16 protein-coding genes are annotated in these 15,125 nt (G+C 71.2%); 8 read left to right on the top strand and 8 right to left on the bottom strand.

Annotated elements, in window-relative coordinates:
- Positions 1-78: 78 nt before the first annotated feature.
- Positions 79-612, top strand: a complete 534-nt coding sequence (locus AB0K09_RS05960; RefSeq protein ID WP_366064053.1) for an SMI1/KNR4 family protein — start codon at positions 79-81, stop codon at positions 610-612.
- Positions 613-663: 51 nt separating this feature from the next.
- Here AB0K09_RS05960 and AB0K09_RS05955 read toward each other — a convergent pair whose 3' ends face one another.
- From AB0K09_RS05955 to AB0K09_RS05940, 4 genes are all read right to left on the bottom strand, one after another.
- On the bottom strand, positions 664-2,361 hold the full coding sequence (locus AB0K09_RS05955; RefSeq protein WP_366064052.1) for a mobilization protein: 1,698 nt from the start codon (positions 2,359-2,361) through the stop codon (positions 664-666).
- Positions 2,351-2,923, bottom strand: coding sequence for a hypothetical protein (locus AB0K09_RS05950; RefSeq protein WP_366064077.1), 573 nt, complete (start codon positions 2,921-2,923; stop codon positions 2,351-2,353). The genes AB0K09_RS05955 and AB0K09_RS05950 overlap by 11 nt, the downstream gene beginning before the upstream one ends.
- Before the next feature lie 315 nt (positions 2,924-3,238).
- On the bottom strand, positions 3,239-4,501 hold the full coding sequence (locus AB0K09_RS05945) for a DUF3631 domain-containing protein (protein WP_366064051.1): 1,263 nt from the start codon (positions 4,499-4,501) through the stop codon (positions 3,239-3,241).
- A gap of 507 nt (positions 4,502-5,008) precedes the next feature.
- A complete protein-coding gene (locus tag AB0K09_RS05940; protein WP_358978449.1) occupies positions 5,009-5,203 on the bottom strand; it encodes a helix-turn-helix domain-containing protein in 195 nt (64 codons plus the stop codon).
- Positions 5,204-5,324: 121 nt separating this feature from the next.
- On the opposite strand from AB0K09_RS05940, the gene AB0K09_RS05935 reads away from it, so the two are divergent.
- Positions 5,325-5,825: a helix-turn-helix transcriptional regulator gene (locus AB0K09_RS05935; protein WP_365726057.1), complete on the top strand. Its 501-nt coding sequence runs from the start codon at positions 5,325-5,327 to the stop codon at positions 5,823-5,825.
- Between the two features lie 24 nt (positions 5,826-5,849).
- Positions 5,850-6,968, top strand: a complete 1,119-nt coding sequence (locus tag AB0K09_RS05930; protein WP_366064050.1) for a tyrosine-type recombinase/integrase — start codon at positions 5,850-5,852, stop codon at positions 6,966-6,968.
- A 108-nt stretch (positions 6,969-7,076) separates the two neighbouring features.
- On the opposite strand, the gene ychF is transcribed toward AB0K09_RS05930, so the two are convergent.
- Positions 7,077-8,165, bottom strand: a complete 1,089-nt coding sequence (gene ychF, locus AB0K09_RS05925) for a redox-regulated ATPase YchF (RefSeq protein WP_366064049.1) — start codon at positions 8,163-8,165, stop codon at positions 7,077-7,079.
- A 379-nt stretch (positions 8,166-8,544) separates the two neighbouring features.
- Here ychF and AB0K09_RS05920 point away from each other — a divergent pair, with 379 nt between their 5' ends.
- A complete protein-coding gene (locus AB0K09_RS05920; RefSeq protein ID WP_366064048.1) occupies positions 8,545-9,177 on the top strand; it encodes a DUF6542 domain-containing protein in 633 nt (210 codons plus the stop codon).
- Here AB0K09_RS05920 and ppgK read toward each other — a convergent pair.
- Both ppgK and AB0K09_RS05910 read right to left on the bottom strand, forming a co-directional pair.
- Complete coding sequence (ppgK, locus tag AB0K09_RS05915) at positions 9,059-9,862, bottom strand: polyphosphate--glucose phosphotransferase (RefSeq protein WP_366064047.1); 804 nt, start codon at positions 9,860-9,862, stop codon at positions 9,059-9,061. The two genes, AB0K09_RS05920 and ppgK, sit on opposite strands and share 119 nt — an antisense overlap.
- A 30-nt stretch (positions 9,863-9,892) precedes the next feature.
- The gene (locus tag AB0K09_RS05910; RefSeq protein ID WP_366064076.1) at positions 9,893-10,900 is read right to left on the bottom strand and encodes a 4-hydroxy-3-methylbut-2-enyl diphosphate reductase; all 1,008 of its coding nucleotides are present in this window, start codon (positions 10,898-10,900) and stop codon (positions 9,893-9,895) included.
- 49 nt (positions 10,901-10,949) lie between these two features.
- Between AB0K09_RS05910 and xseA the strand changes: the two genes are divergently transcribed.
- From xseA to AB0K09_RS05895, 3 genes are all read left to right on the top strand, one after another.
- Entirely contained in the window at positions 10,950-12,185 is a 1,236-nt protein-coding gene (gene xseA / locus AB0K09_RS05905; RefSeq protein WP_366064046.1) for an exodeoxyribonuclease VII large subunit, read from the top strand.
- A 10-nt stretch (positions 12,186-12,195) separates the two neighbouring features.
- Positions 12,196-12,489 (top strand): exodeoxyribonuclease VII small subunit, encoded by a 294-nt coding sequence (locus AB0K09_RS05900; protein WP_366064045.1) that lies wholly within the window; start codon positions 12,196-12,198, stop codon positions 12,487-12,489.
- Between the two features lie 143 nt (positions 12,490-12,632).
- A complete protein-coding gene (locus AB0K09_RS05895; protein WP_366064044.1) occupies positions 12,633-13,223 on the top strand; it encodes a malonic semialdehyde reductase in 591 nt (196 codons plus the stop codon).
- Positions 13,224-13,281: 58 nt separating this feature from the next.
- Here the strand turns inward: AB0K09_RS05895 and AB0K09_RS05890 are convergent, their stop codons facing one another.
- Positions 13,282-13,854: a DUF4245 domain-containing protein gene (locus AB0K09_RS05890; protein WP_366064043.1), complete on the bottom strand. Its 573-nt coding sequence runs from the start codon at positions 13,852-13,854 to the stop codon at positions 13,282-13,284.
- Between the two features lie 184 nt (positions 13,855-14,038).
- Between AB0K09_RS05890 and glpX the strand changes: the two genes are divergently transcribed.
- Positions 14,039-15,070: a class II fructose-bisphosphatase gene (gene glpX / locus AB0K09_RS05885; protein WP_366064042.1), complete on the top strand. Its 1,032-nt coding sequence runs from the start codon at positions 14,039-14,041 to the stop codon at positions 15,068-15,070.
- Positions 15,071-15,125 lie beyond the last annotated feature (55 nt).

Below are 15,125 nucleotides of genomic sequence, written 5' to 3'. Positions count from 1 at the left end.
CCCCACGGGTACCTCGGCTGGAGATCCGCCAGCATTACCAGCAGCTCGGCAGCCCAAACTGATCGCTACTCTGTTCGCATGCCCGTGAACGGAGATCGCCAGTTCCCCGCCGCGCTCGCCGCTGCCATGGCGATCCGGCTCGAGTGCATTGGCGAGGATGGTGTCGACTTCGAACCATACGAGTCCTTCCGGACTGCCGATGAGACCACCGAGTGGTTCCGCGCGTGGACAGGCAACAGCGAGCTGAACGGCGATGACTTCCGCGTGTTTGGCCAGGATGGCACCGGCGGAAACGCGGCGTTCTGGCTGGTTCGTCCAGGTCGGGAGCTGGTGGAGCAGCCCGTTGTCTTTCTGGGGTCCGAAGGAGAGACAGGCGTTGTCGCTCGCAACCTGGGCGCCTTCCTGTGGCTGCTGGCTGACGGCTTCGGCCCATGGGAAGCAGCCACCTCATACGAGCCCGAGCCGGATTGGGCTCCCCAGGCCAATCGCGACCTGATAGCTATCGCGGAGCAGTTCGCCCCGGGCCGCCGAGCGTCGGCAACGGTGCTCATCGCGCAGGCGGCACGGGAGTTCCCTGACTTCGACGACATCATCATGAAGCTTTGCCGTTGAACCCGACCCGATGCCCCCACCACGACGTGTGGCGAGGGCATCTGACCGAGGTCAGCGGTGTCGACTGCGCTCTTCGGGCCTCGTAGCCACTGGTGTGGCCGGAGGGTGTGGCGTGGCGGACCTGGCCGATGTGCCGCTGATGGTGCTTTGCCTACGAGCGGCTTGCATCCGGCGGTTCGGTTGAGCGGTGATGCGCCAGTTGAGGACCTCGGCGGGGTGCTCCGCGCTGTCGAGTTCCCGCTGGGCGCCCACCTCCGCCAGGAGGCGTCGGGGATTGTGGCCGGCGGTCTCGGCCTGGGCGAGGGTTGTGGTCAGGGAGGTCCAAGTGGGGTCGGCGAGGATCCGGTCAGCGTGGTCGGGGAGGGCCGCACGAACGTCCTGCTCGAAGCGGCGGGCGGTTGCGACTCCTGGTGCGCGGCGGGCCAAGTCCGCCAGGGCGGGTGCGGCGGCCTGCTGGTAGCCCGCGTGTAGGTGGCGGAAGGCTTCCTCGGCTGCTGCCGCCTGCTGTTCGTGGCCGCGCTGCTCGTGCCACTTGGCAGCAGCGCGGGCCAGATGCATGGTGGCAAAGAGCAGGGCGATCGCGAGCCCTCCCGGCTCGCCGGAGGCGTAGGCAAGTTCCTTCGCGGCCTTGCGCAGGGCGGCTGCGGCTTGGTGGTCGGCGCGGGTGGCGGAGCGGCGGGCGCGGTTGAACGCCATCGCCGCCGCCTGCAGTTCCGCCCGGTGTGGGCCGGTCGTGGCGCTGGCGATGTTGTACAGGGCGTCGCCGAAGGCGGCCAGGTGCCCCTGGGCGGCGGCATCGTCACCGGAGTCGAGTACGGTGCGTGCCGCGTGTATGGCGGTGGTGGTGTGCCGCCATGGGTCGGCGGGGTCCGCCACATACCGCGGGTGGTCGGCCACCTTCTGGTCGGGGAGGCGTTCGCGTAGGCGGTTGATGGAGAGGTCGGGGGCGAGTTTCGAGCCGCCGTACCAGACGGGTTCGCCGGCCGCGTTGGTGTCGCCGGGTGCGGCGAGGCTGTAGCCGATCACGTCGCCAGTCTCGGGGCCGAGGCGCGTTTTGACCTTGATGCCGAGGGACTGCAGCACGGTGAAGTAGTCGGCTTCGGTTCGTACGGCGGCGGCGACCGCGTACGCCTGCTCGCGCAGCCACTGCCGTGCCGTGACCGTCTGGCCCTGGCGCTCGGCCTTGGCGCGTTCGGCGCCGGTGGGAGTGCGGGGCGCGGTGAGGTCGCCGGGCTTCAGGCGGCGCAGGCCGAACTCGGCTTCGATCTTGCGGCACTCGGCTTGGGCGCGCTGTCCGTCTTGGTGGGTGCGGGGGCGGCGTCCGTCGGCGCGGACGGTGGTGGCCATGATGTGGATGTGGTCGTCGGCGTGGCGCACAGCGATCCATCGGCATGCCTTGTCGTCGCCTTCGGGGGCGATGCTGGCGGCGTGAACGATGCGGCGGGCGACCTCGGCCCACTCGGCGTCGGTGAGGTAGCGGTCGCCGGGCGCGGTGCGGACCGGGCAGTGCCAGACGTGTTGAGGTGGTTTCTTGCCGCCCAGCTCGCGGGTGCGCAGGTCGACGTGGTGGTCGAGGCGCTTGGCGAGCTGGGAGTAGCTGGCCTTAGAGGCGCGGCCGGGGTCGGGGGCGCCGGCCATGTCCCAGGCGGCGACGATATGAGGGTCGGTGTGTTCGTCGCGGCGGCCGGGGCCGAAGAGGTAGACGATGAGTCCGCGGGTGTTGGAGCCGGTGGAGACGTCAGGAACCATGCGCGGTGCCCTCCGTCAGGAGCTGGTCGATCAGTCGGTAGCTGTTCTCGGCGGCTTGCTCGACGCGGTCCAGCACCGCCTCAGCGCGCTCGGGCACCGTTCCTCGGTGGATGGCTGCGGTGATCTGGTTGAGGTTGCCGCCGATGCGGTTCAGCGCGACGGTGTGTGCCTCGACGGCCTCGATCAGGGGGCGGACCGGGTCGTCCTCCGGGCTGCCGATCAGCCCCGTCTTGCCGAGGGCGACGGCGAGGGCGGCGTCGCCGACGAATCCGGCGAACTTCTGACCGTGCTGGTGTGCGGCGGCACTGATCACGCTCACAGCGGTCCGCGTGAAGCGGATGGTCTTCTCCTGGTCGCGCTTCTCCACGGTGCGCTTGCGGTTCATCAGCGCGGGCAGGACGGGGGCGTCGAGGTCCCGCCAGGAGGGCTGCTCGGCGGGCGGTTGGATATCGGCCGGCGGCTGAGTGGGAGGGGCGACGGCGTCGGCTGCGGGCGCGCAGCTCTCGGCTATGCCCTCCTCCGGCTCGGGCGCCCCCTGGCGCTCGGCCTTCTCCTCCGCCACCCCTGGGGCGGGGGCAAGCGCGGACGAAGCCTCGTTAGAGGCTCGTTCGCTCCAGCTTGCTGCTGATCGGCGGGTCAGGCCGAAGAATCCCTTGCGGCGGCGGGTGGGGGCGTTGTCGGTGCTCGTTTCGGGCATGGTGGTGCTCCGGTAGTCGGGTGCGATGGGGCTTCGTAGCATCCGTTGCATCCGTCCCGTAGCTGGTCAGGACAGGTACGGAGGCGGTCGCAGGTACGGAGTGATCCGTATCGGCGAGGAACTCCGTCCCCGCGCTGACCTGCTCGGGGACGGATGCGACGGATTGATACGGAGCTGGTGTCAGCGAGTGGGCCTGGGGCCGGCAGGCCCAACGGGCGGGCCGATGGGCAGCGTCCCCGACGGAGGGGCCGGTGGCTTGCCCTGGGCTCGACGTGCGACCACGGTCTCGCCGGCTGCGGGGGTCGGCTGGGCGGGGTCGGGGCAGTAGCGGGCCCAGGCGTCGAGGAACTGGTTACGGGCGTACGCCTTCGCCTGCCTGCCGTTCTCGAAGCGGTGGTTGGCCGGGCTGATACCGAAGTCGCGCAGCAGGTTGGCCAGGTGGTAGGCGTTCAGACCCTTCGTCCCGTACTCGGCCCACGGAGCCTCCGCGTCCTGGACGAGGACGGCGAGCAGGTCGTGGCTGCGCAGCGCCTCCTTGTCGCCCTGTTGCTCGAAGACTCGGCGGATGTCCCGGAGCAACCGGGTCTTCAGCGTCGTCTGTTCGTCCTGGACCACCTCGTTCCGGGTCATCGCCAGGCAGGCCGCACGGGCGTGGGCGGGCCAGTGGCCGCCGGCCAGGTCGGCGACGATGACCAGGGGCTCCCAGGTGTCGGCAGCCCGGTCTTCGACCGGCATCGGTGGCACCAGCCGCTCCGCCGCCCCGCGCAGCGGGGTCAGCCACGCGGCCAGCCGGTCCCGCAGCGCGTTCAGTTCCGGGACGGAGTGCCGGGAGCGGAAGGGGGCGACCTTCTCGCCGGGCTTGCGCTTCTGCATGCGGAGCACGACGGCGCGGTCCATGATCGTGTCCGGCAAGTCGCCGATGCCTGCCAGCGCGGCCATGGCGAAGGTCGGAAAGGCAGTCGGCTTGTGCTCCGGGCCTGAGATCCGCCAGGCAGGGCGGTTGCGCTGGTGCCCGGCGTTCAGCAGGCCACGGAGGTCCTCCTTGTCGCCGGCCTTCGGGCCGAAGATGGTGTCGGCCTCGTCCACCAGGAGCGTCGGCGGGTTCTTGCCGATGACGCGGAACACCACCGCAGGCGACGTGTTCACCGTCATCATCGGCTGGTACACGGTCTCATGGAGTACGTCGAGGACTCGGGACTTGCCGCACCCCTTGGTCGGCCCCACGACCGCCAGTCGTGGCGCGTGCTGGAGGGCGGGCTGGACATGGGAGGCCGCCACCCACAACGTGACCGCCGTCAGCGCCTCGTCGCTCGGCAACACGACGTACCGGCCGATAGCCGCACGCAGGTCATCCAGCAGCGCGGCTCCTTCGTCGGCCGTCTCGCCGCCCGTACCGGCGCGGTCCCCGGTCCCCGATCCGCTCTCGGGGACCGCGGTCCCCACAGATGCGTGGGGACCGTAGCTCTCACCATCGGCTCGGAGCGCGGCGTGCTCGCCCGGGATTCGGGGACCGGGTTCGGGGACCAGGAGACCGAAAGTCTCCGTCCGGTCCCCGGCTTCCGCTCCCGCGGGACCGGTCCCCAGGGTGCTGACCTGCACATGTTCCGCGCTGGGGGTGTTTCGGTCCCCGACCGGAACACCCGTCGAAGCATCGCCGCTGGCGGGTGCAGCAGGGGACCGTGACTCCGTTCGGTCCCCGCTTCGGTCCCCGTTGCTCCAGGGGATGCCCTGGCCGGGGACCGCGGCGGCGGGCCAGACAACCTCGGATGCGCTCGAGGTGGCGGGGGACGTAGAGTCCTCCATAGACGTTCCTCTCAGGTGAGGGACGGGACGGGCAAGGTCCCGCCCCCACCGGTTCGTTCGTTCAGGGATGGGCGACGTGCAGGGGAATCTCCGGCCCTCGGCGTTGGCGCGCCGGGGGCCGTTGCTGTGTCCGGGGCTGCCGTCGACTCACGAGGCCAGGCCCCACTCGTCTCGGCCATCGATCAGCGTGCGCTCGTAGCGCAGCAGCTCCGCCTCGGGGTACAGCACCCGCTTGCCGACCTTGATGCCGAGCGGCCCCTTCTTGATGTGGCGCCAGTAGCGGACGGTGCTTTCGGCTGTGCGGTAGCGCTCGGCGACCTCGGCGGTGGTCAGGTATCGCATACTTTCCTATTCGGCTAGGTAGCGATTCGATCTGCATAGAGTTGTACCCCAGGATTGGCGGTTACCCAAATCGGGCAGCTCATGTTTCAATTGGGATAGCGACGGTGGCGATGGAGGTTCGATGGCAGGCGACAGGCCCGAGGGTGGCGAGGTGCCGCTGCTCTACAGCGAAGGAAACGTGGCCGCGCGCGTAGCCCTGGAACGCGAGGTCAGAGGGTGGAGCACGACCGAGCTGGCGGAGCGGGTGACCAGAGCCGGCATCAAGATGAACCAGACGGCGGTCTGGCGCATCGAGAACGGCACCCCCCGCCGGCGCATCAACCTCGACGAGGCCCTCGCCTTCTCTCGCGTGTTCGAGCTCCCCCTCGAAGAGCTGATGTCCCCGCCCCTGGAGGGGCTCGACATCGACAGCCGACGCCTTGTCCAAGAGGCCGTCGAGGCGTTCTACGAGGCCCGAGACGCGCGCGACCGCCTGCATCACGCCGTGGTCGCCATCGCCGACCACATCAAGGCCCATCCCGACAGCTCGCGGGCGATCCACGAGCAGTGCCTCCGCCTCATGGGCGACGAGCGTGACGCTCGCACGCTCAGCAGCGACATCGAGGATGGCGGCCACTACTGACAACCGACACGAAGGAGAGGCCACTTGGCCAACATCCAGAAGCGCCCCAACGGCAAATGGCGTGCCCGCTACCGCGATCTCGACGGTAAAGAGCACGCCCGCCACTTCGACCGCAAGATCGACGCCCAGCGGTGGATCGACGAGGTCACGGCCAGCCTGGTCACCGGTCAGTACGTCGACCCGCGATCGGCGAAGAAGCCCTTCAAGGAGTACGCGGAGGAATGGCGGGCCATCCAGCCGCACCGGCCTTCCACGGCCAAGGCGGTGGCCCAGCACCTGCGCTGCTACGTCTACCCCGCCTGGGAAAAGCGGTCACTCGGCGCGATCAAGCCCGGCGACGTACAGAGCTGGGTCACCAGCCTGACCACCGCGCACGGGCTGGCCGCCAGCACCTCACGGACGGTCTTCAACACGGTCAACGCCGTCTTCCGGGCGGCCGTCCGTGACCGCATGATCCCTCACAACCCGTGCGCCGAGGCAAAACTGCCCTCGGTGCCCCGGAAGAAGATCGTGCCGCTCGCCGTCGAGCAGGTACGGACTCTGGCTGAGGAGATACCCGCGCGCTACAAGGGCCTCGTGTTGCTCGGCGCGGCCACTGGGCTCCGCCCCGGTGAGCTGTTCGGCCTCCAGCTCCGGCACGTCGACCTGCTGCACGCGACCGTCTCGGTCGAGCAGCAGATCCAGCAGACCGCCAAGCACGGCGTGTACGTCTGCCCGCCCAAGACCGCTCGCTCGCACCGCATGGTCCCGCTCCCCCGCATGGCGGTGGATGCGATGAAGGCCCATCTGCGGGACTTCCCCGCCGATGGGCCCGAAGGCTGGATCTTCACGGCGCCGCAGGGCGGACCCGTGGTCTACACGCACTTCATGGACGGGTCCTGGCGGCCCGCCTGTGCGAAGGCGGGCATACCGAAGGGCACCGGACCCCATGCCCTCCGGCATCACTACGCCAGCCTGCTGATCAAGCACGGCGAGTCCGTGAAGACGGTCTCCGAGCGCCTCGGGCACACCAATGCGGCCATGACGCTGAACATCTACACCCACCTGTGGCCCGACTCCGAGGAGCGGACCCGGGCCGCCGTCGACAAGGCGTACGCGGACCAGTCCGCCGATGCCAAGCAACAGGTCGACGAAGCGGCGTAGCCGCTCCCCCGCGCGCTGACCGAAGTCAGCACGCTGCGGACTCTGTGCGGACCGCAAAGGCCGCCCAACCCACTCCGCCGCAGGTCAGACGACCTTTCGCTAGATCAACTAGACGTTGAAGCGGAACTCCACCACGTCCCCGTCGGCCATCACGTACTCCTTGCCCTCCATGCGCGCCTTGCCGGCCGCGCGGGCCTCGGCGACCGAGCCGGTCTCGACGAGGTCGGCGAAGGAGATGACCTCGGCCTTGATGAAGCCCTTCTGGAAGTCGGTGTGGATCACACCGGCCGCCTCGGGGGCCGTGGCGCCCTTCTTGATGGTCCAGGCGCGGGACTCCTTGGGACCGGCCGTGAGGTAGGTCTGCAGGCCGAGGGTGTCGAAGCCGACGCGGGCCAGGGTGGCCAGGCCGGGCTCCTCCTGGCCGACGGACTGGAGCAGCTCCAGGGCCTCCTCCTCGTCCAGCTCGGCCAGGTCGGCCTCCAGCTTGGCGTTGAGGAAGATGGCCTCGGCCGGGGCGACCAGGGCGCGCTGCTCGTCCTTGAACGCCTCGTCGGTCAGCTCCTCCTCGTCGACGTTGAAGACGTAGAGGAACGGCTTGGTGGTGAGCAGGTGGAGGTCGTGCAGGAGCTCCGCCTTCTCCGAGCCCTGGAGGATGCCGGCCGAGAAGAGGGTGTTGCCCTCCTCCAGGATGGCCTTGGCCGCCTCGACCGCCGCCACCTTGGGGGCGACGTCCTTCTTGATCCGCGACTCCTTCTGGAGGCGCGGCAGGACCTTCTCGATGGTCTGGAGGTCGGCGAGGATCAGCTCGGTGTTGATCGTCTCGATGTCGTCCTTGGGCGAGACCTTGCCGTCGACGTGGACGACGTTCTCGTCCTTGAAGGCGCGGATGACCTGGCAGATGGCGTCGGACTCGCGGATGTTCGCGAGGAACTTGTTGCCCAGGCCCTCGCCCTCGCTGGCGCCGCGCACGATGCCGGCGATGTCGACGAAGTCGACGGTGGCGGGGAGGACCCGCTGCGAGCCGAAGATCTCGGCGAGCCTGGTCAGCCGGGCGTCGGGGACGCCGACGACGCCGACGTTGGGCTCGATGGTGGCGAACGGGTAGTTGGCCGCCAGCACGTCGTTCTTGGTCAGGGCGTTGAACAGGGTCGACTTGCCGACGTTGGGCAGACCGACGATTCCGATCGTGAGCGACACGTGACGACTTCCCGTTAGCGAGAGAAAAAGGGGGCTCGGCCCACGGCGGGCCGGTCATCCAGTCTACGGGTCCGTACCACGACCGGACCCGGGGCGCCGGACGGCGTCCGTCGAACGCACGGCCGTGGTGGCCGAACCGCGTGTCCCAGCCCGGTCCGCGGGCGTCCGGAGACCGGGGGCCTGTCCGGCGGTCGGGCGAAGGCTCCGGTCACGGTGCGCGCGGATGCCGCCGGACCCTCGCCGCGGTGGCCCCTCGCCGTCGCGGCGGACGGTTCCTGGCCCGCCGCGACGGCGGGCGACCACGACGTACCGGCCCGGCGGTGTCCGCACCGGGGCGCGCCCCCGCGAAGATCCGCCGGGCAGGCCCTAATTTGGTCGCGTGGAGCAACCGAGCACGCGTATCCCCCAGCGCAAGGTCCGCCGCGGGTCGCCCGTGCCCCGCCCCGCGGCGCCCGTGGGCCAGGGCGGCCGGGGCGGCCGGGGCTCCCCGGCGGCGGACCGCACACGGCCGCGCCGCACCGCGGTCACGGCCGGCCGGCTGCCGCCACCCCGGCTGACGGGGCTGGGCAGCGGGCTGCTGACCACCCTGGCCATGCTCGCGGCCGGCGGTCTGGTGTCGCTGCTGCTGCACGGCTCCGCCCCGGCGTACGGGATGCTCTTCGTGCTGGCCTCGGCGGCCTGCGCGTTCTCCGTGCGGCCGTCCGAGCTGATGGCTGCTCCGGTGGCCGCGCCGATCGCCTACGCGGTGGGGGCGCTGCCGCTGGGCGACGAGACCGGGGGGCCCGGCGCCCAGCTGATGGGGCTGGTCACCCTGCTGTCGCTGAACGCCGGCTGGCTCTACTCCGGCACCCTGGTGGCCGGTCTGATCGCGCTCGTCCGGCGGATCGCCCACGTCAGAGCGCGTCGGCGGCGGCTCGAACGGGAGCGCCCCCGGCCGCAGCGGCGGCCGCCATCCCCGCCCCCACGATCCCCGCGTCGTTCTGCAGAGCCGCGGGGACGATCTCCGCGCTGATCCCCCGGATCAGCGGCAGGAACTTGTCGGCCTTGCGGCTGACGCCGCCGCCGATCACGAACAGCTCGGGCGAGAAGAGCGCCTCGACGTGCGCGAGGTACTTCTGCACCCGCCGGGCCCAGCGCTCCCAGCTGAGGCCCTCGTCCTCCTTGGCCCGGCTGGAGGCGCGCTTCTCGGCGTCGTGCCCCTTGAGCTCCAGATGGCCCAGCTCGGTGTTGGGGACGAGCCGGCCGCCGCTGAACAGGGCGCTGCCGATGCCGGTGCCGAAGGTGAGCACGATGACCGTGCCGGTCCGGCCGCGGCCCGCCCCGAAGGTCATCTCGGCCATGCCGGCGGCGTCCGCGTCGTTCAGCACGGTCACCGGGCGGCCGAGCCGCTCGCCGAGCAGGGCGGCGGCGTCCACGCCGATCCACGCCTTGTCGACGTTGGCGGCGGTGCGCGCCGTGCCGCCGACCACCACGCCGGGGAAGGTGGCCCCGACGGGCGCGTCGGACCAGCCGAAGTGATCCACCACCTGCCGGACGCGGTCCGCGACCGCGTCCGGCGAGGAGGGCTGCGGAGTGAGCACCTTGAAGCGCTCCTGGGCGAGCCCGCCGCCCGTCAGGTCCACCGGGGCGCCCTTGATGCCCGATCCGCCGATGTCCACGCCGATGACGTTCGAGCCGGTGACGTTCGAGACGTTCATACCGACCACGCTACGGGCGGACGGCGGCGGTCACCCCTCGGACGGAGCGGATTCCTTCACCAGGCCGGCCGCCTCGGTGCGCAGGTCGCGGCGGAGCTCCTTGGGGAGGGAGAAGGCGATGTGCTCCTCGGCCGCCTTGACGGTCTCGACGTCCTCGTAGCCGCGCTGGGCGAGCCATTCCAGGACGCCCTCGACGAGGATCTCCGGGACGGACGCGCCGGAGGTGACGCCGACGGTGTTCACGCCCTCCAGCCAGGTCTCGTCGATCTCCTCGGCGTAGTCGACGAGGTGGGCGGCGCGGGCGCCGGCGCCGAGGGCGACCTCGACGAGGCGGACGGAGTTGGAGGAGTTCTTCGAGCCGACGACGATGACGAGGTCGGCCTCGGCTCCCATCTGCTTGACCGCGGTCTGCCGGTTCTGCGTGGCGTAGCAGATGTCGTCGGAGGGCGGGGAGAGCAGGTTCGGGAAGCGGCCCTTGAGGGCGTCGACGGTCTCCATGGTCTCGTCGACGGACAGCGTGGTCTGGGAGAGCCAGACGACCTTGTCCGGGTCGCGGACCTCGACGTTCGGGACGTCGTCGGGGCCGTCCACGAGCTGGATGTGGTCGGGGGCCTCGCCGGAGGTGCCGATGACCTCCTCGTGGCCCTCGTGGCCGATCAGGAGGATGTCGTAGTCGTCCTTGGCGAAGCGGACGGCCTCCTTGTGGACCTTGGTGACCAGCGGGCAGGTGGCGTCGATGGTGGCGAGCCGGCCCCGGCGGGCCTCCTCGTGCACGACGGGCGCGACACCGTGCGCGGAGAAGATGACGATGTTGCCCTCGGGCACCTCCTCCGTCTCCTCGACGAAGATGGCGCCCTTCTTCTCCAGGGTCTTCACGACGTACTTGTTGTGCACGATCTCGTGCCGTACGTAGACGGGCGCGCCGTACTGCTCCAGGGCCTTCTCGACGGCGATGACGGCGCGGTCGACGCCCGCGCAGTAGCCACGGGGGGCGGCGAGCAGGACCTTGCGGGCGGTCTGGTCAGTCATGCGGTCCATCGTACGGGCCCGGCCCCCGCTGTCGGGCCCCGCCGCTACGCTCGTCCCCATGGCTCTGCAGACCTCCCCGGATGCCCCGATTCCCGTCGGCCGGGTCTCGCGTCTCATCGGCGGCTGGATCGACCGGCTGGGCGCCGTGTGGGTCGAGGGGCAGATCACGCAGCTCTCGCGCCGGCCCGGCGCCGGCGTCGTGTTCCTGACGCTGCGCGACCCGGCGCACGACATCTCCCTCTCGGTGACCTGCTTCCGCTCGGTCTTCGACCAGGTCGCGGACGTCGTCTCGGAGGGCGCGCGCGTGGTGGTGCACGCCAAGCCGGAGTGGTACGCGCCGCGCGGCCAGCTGTCGCTGCGGGCAGCGGAGATCCGTCCGGTGGGCGTGGGCGAGTTGCTGGCGCGGCTGGAGCAGCTGAAGAAGTCGCTGGCCGCGGAGGGCCTGTTCGAGGCCGCGCGCAAGCGGCCGCTGCCGTTCCTGCCGCAGCTGGTCGGCCTGGTCTGCGGCCGGGCCTCGGCCGCCGAGCGGGACGTTCTGGAGAACGCCCGGCACCGCTGGCCGCACGTCCGCTTCGAGGTGCGCAACGTGCCGGTGCAGGGCGTGCACGCGGTGCCGCGCGTCGTGGAGGCCGTCCAGGAGCTGGACGCGCACCGCGAGGTCGACGTGATCATCGTGGCGCGCGGCGGCGGCAGCGTGGAGGACCTGCTGCCCTTCTCGGACGAGCGGCTCGTCCGGGCGGTGGCCGCGTGCCGTACGCCGGTGGTGTCGGCGATCGGGCACGAGCCGGACTCGCCGCTGCTGGACCTGGTCGCGGATCTGCGGGCGTCCACGCCGACGGACGCGGCCAAGCGCGTCGTGCCGGACGTGGGCGAGGAGCTGACGCGGGTGCGGCAGCTGCGCGACCGGGCCCTGCGCTGTGTGACGGCGCTGGTGGAACGGGAGGAGCGGGGGCTGGCGTCGGTGCGGGCGCGGCCGTGCATGGAGCGGCCGCACCGGATGGTGGAGGAGCGCGAGGAGCGGATCGCGGAGCTGACCGGCCGGGCGCGGCGCACCCTGGGCCATCTGCTGGACCGCGCGGAGTCCGAGCTGACGCACACGCACGCGCGCGTGGTCGCGCTGTCCCCGGCGGCGACGCTGCGCCGCGGCTACGCCGTCCTCCAGCACGCCGACGGGTCGGTGGTGCGCGCGGCGGACGAGGTGGCGGCGGACGAGGAGCTGCGGGCGCGGGACGCGCGGGGCGAGTTCGCGGTGCGTGCCGTCGCGGCGCCGGATGCTGTCGTACCGCCCGCTTAGGCTGGTGGCCATGGCGACGACGGGCGAGACGGACACGACGGCCGCCCCCGGGGAGGACCTCGGGGCGCTGGGCTACGAGCAGGCGCGGGACGAACTGATCGACGTGGTGCGCCGCCTGGAGGCGGGCGGCACCACGCTGGAGGAGTCCCTGGCCCTGTGGGAGCGGGGCGAGGCGCTGGCGAAGGTGTGCCGCCGCTGGCTGGAGGGCGCGCGCGAGCGGCTGGACGCGGCGCTGGCGGAGCCGGAGTCCGCCGACGCGGACGTACGGCGCAGGACGGCGCCGGAGACCGACGGCGAGGACTGACCCCGCGGCGCCGGCCGGCGACTGCGGCGATCACCCCGGAACGTGACCTGGGTCACGTGCACCCCGATTTAGTTGAAAGTTAATCCATCTCGCGTAGAGTGGGCGTCACGAGCCAGGACATCTCCACGCGAAAAGGATTCCCGATGACCCTCGCCCTCGACTCCGCCGCCCAGGACCTGCTCTTCCGCGAGGCCCACACGGCCAACACCTTCACCGACGAGCCCGTCTCGGACGAGCAGCTGCAGGCCGTCTACGACCTGATCAAGCTGGCGCCGACCGCGTTCAACCAGTCGCCGCTGCGCATCGTCCTGGTCCGCTCCGAGGAGGCCCGCGAGCGCCTGCTCCCGCTGATGGCCGAGGGCAACCGCGCCAAGACCGCCTCCGCGCCGGTCGTCGCCATCCTGGCCGCCGACAACGAGTTCCACGAGGAGCTGCCGGCCCTGTTCCCGCACTTCCCGCAGGCCAAGGACGTCTTCTTCAGCGAGCGCCCGGTCCGTGAGCAGTCCGCCACGGTCAACGGCGCGCTCCAGGCCGCCTACTTCATCCTCGGCATCCGCGCCGCCGGCCTGGCCGCCGGCCCGATGACCGGCTTCGACTTCGCGGGCGTCCAGAAGGAGTTCCTGGACGGCGACCACACCCCGCTGATGATCGTCAACATCGGCAAGCCGGGCCCGGACGCCCACCACCCGCGCTCGCCGCGCCTGTCCTTCGAGCAGGCCGTCACCACGGTCTGATCACCGTCACCCGCGGTGCCGGCCGGCCGGCACCGCGACGACACCCCGGCCGTCGTGCTCAGCCGGAAGTCCGGGACTCCCCCGTCGTCCCGGCCTTCTCGGCCTTGAGCGCGGCGGCCATGCTCGTCAGGTTCGCGTTCGACGCGGTTCCGGTGACCACCGTCGTCACACCGCGCTCCTCGCGCACCAGCGCGTTGTACTTCGGGCCCTCGTAACGGGTCCAGACGGCGTCGCCGATCCGCTGGGTGGTGGCCGTCTTCTCCGCGCCCTGGGTCACGCCGTCGATGAAGGCGACCGCCGGCCCGTCGCTCTGCTCGACCGCCACGTACTGCCGCTCCGGGTCGAGGAAGCCCAGGTGCCACACCGAGCCCTCCTTGCCGGCGCCGCCCGCCCGGTAGGACACGGACGTCGCCCGCCAGCCCTCGCCCAGGCCCTCCGGCGCGGCCACGGCGTACGGCGCCGCGCGGCGGGCCGTCATCAGCTCCACGCGGTAGCTGACCGCCTTGACCGGGTCGGCGCCACCGCCGTCGTGCGGGATGAAGAGATAACTCAGGACCGCCACCGGCACGACCACTGCCAGCGACAGCACCATGTTCCGGATCGTCTGCGTCTTGCCGTTCCTACCTGCCACGTCCCCATCGTCCCCCATGCCCGGACCGATCTTGACGCCGGTGGCGCCCGGACGGCCGGCGGGCCGGCGCGGCGGCCTTGACGGCGCTCATGCGTGGGGCGCCCTGCTCACTTTCGCAATCAACCGATAAAGTCATGGGCACCCTCACCCCCACGGCCGTCGCCGTACAGAAAGGTCCGCCCAGATGACCGATCATCACCTGCCGTCCCAGCTCGAGGTCAGCCCCGAGGCACCCGACCGCAACCTCGCGCTGGAGCTCGTCCGGGTCACCGAGGCGGGTGCCATGGCCTCGGGCCGCTGGGTGGGACGCGGCGACAAGAACGGCGCCGACGGTGCCGCGGTGCGCGCGATGCGCGCCCTGATCCACACCGTGTCGATGAACGGCGTGGTCGTGATCGGCGAGGGCGAGAAGGACAACGCCCCCATGCTCTACAACGGCGAGCGGGTGGGTGACGGGACCGGCCCGGAGTGCGACGTCGCCGTCGACCCCGTGGACGGCACCACGCTGACCGCCAAGGGCATGGCCAACGCCGTGTCCGTGCTGGCCGTGGCCGACCGCGGCTCCATGTTCGACCCGTCCGCCGTGTTCTACATGGACAAGCTGGTCACCGGCCCGGAGGCGGCCGACTTCGTCGACATCGACGCGCCGGTCGCGGTCAACATCCGCCGGATCGCCAAGGCGAAGCGTTCCTCCGTCGAGGACGTCACGGTCGTCGTCCTGGACCGTCCCCGCCACGACGGCCTGGTCAAGGAGATCCGCGAGGCCGGGGCCCGCATCAAGTTCATCTCCGACGGCGACGTGGCCGGCGCCATCATGGCCGCCCGCGAGGGCACCGGCATCGACCTGCTGCTGGGCATCGGCGGCACTCCCGAGGGCATCATCGCGGCCTGCGCGATGAAGTGCCTGGGCGGCACGATCCAGGCCAAGCTGTGGCCGAAGGACGACGAGGAGCGGCAGCGGGCGATCGACGCCGGTCACGACCTGGGCCGCGTCCTGCACACCGACGACCTGGTCAGCGGCGAGAACGTGTTCTTCGTCGCCACCGGCATCACCGACGGCGAGCTGCTGCGCGGCGTCCGCTACCGCAGCGAGACGGCCACCACGCAGTCGCTGGTCATGCGCTCCAAGTCGGGCACGATCCGCCAGATCGACTCCGAGCACCGCCTGTCGAAGCTGCGCGCCTACAGCACGATCGACTTCGAGCGCCCGCGGTAGGGCATCCGCGGAAGCGGAACGAGAACGGGCCGGGCCCCACCGTGGAAACGCGGCG

This window comes from Streptomyces sp. NPDC049577, assembly GCF_040675635.1.
Lineage (GTDB): Bacteria > Actinomycetota > Actinomycetes > Streptomycetales > Streptomycetaceae > Streptomyces.
Note: the sequence above shows the minus strand (reverse complement) of the source record. Positions and strands in the feature narration are given on the sequence as shown.

What these genes read in the sequence shown, in the direction of transcription:
- AB0K09_RS05960 (WP_366064053.1), top strand. Translation starts at nt 79, where the DNA reads ATGCCCGTGAACGGAGATCGCCAGTTCCCCGCCGCGCTCGCCGCTGCC.
- AB0K09_RS05955 (WP_366064052.1), bottom strand. Translation starts at nt 2,361, where the DNA reads ATGGTTCCTGACGTCTCCACCGGCTCCAACACCCGCGGACTCATCGTC.
- AB0K09_RS05940 (WP_358978449.1), bottom strand. Translation starts at nt 5,203, where the DNA reads ATGCGATACCTGACCACCGCCGAGGTCGCCGAGCGCTACCGCACAGCC.
- AB0K09_RS05935 (WP_365726057.1), top strand. Translation starts at nt 5,325, where the DNA reads ATGGCAGGCGACAGGCCCGAGGGTGGCGAGGTGCCGCTGCTCTACAGC.
- ppgK (WP_366064047.1), bottom strand. Translation starts at nt 9,862, where the DNA reads ATGAACGTCTCGAACGTCACCGGCTCGAACGTCATCGGCGTGGACATC.
- AB0K09_RS05910 (WP_366064076.1), bottom strand. Translation starts at nt 10,900, where the DNA reads ATGGACCGCATGACTGACCAGACCGCCCGCAAGGTCCTGCTCGCCGCC.
- xseA (WP_366064046.1), top strand. Translation starts at nt 10,950, where the DNA reads ATGGCTCTGCAGACCTCCCCGGATGCCCCGATTCCCGTCGGCCGGGTC.
- AB0K09_RS05900 (WP_366064045.1), top strand. Translation starts at nt 12,196, where the DNA reads ATGGCGACGACGGGCGAGACGGACACGACGGCCGCCCCCGGGGAGGAC.
- AB0K09_RS05895 (WP_366064044.1), top strand. Translation starts at nt 12,633, where the DNA reads ATGACCCTCGCCCTCGACTCCGCCGCCCAGGACCTGCTCTTCCGCGAG.
- glpX (WP_366064042.1), top strand. Translation starts at nt 14,039, where the DNA reads ATGACCGATCATCACCTGCCGTCCCAGCTCGAGGTCAGCCCCGAGGCA.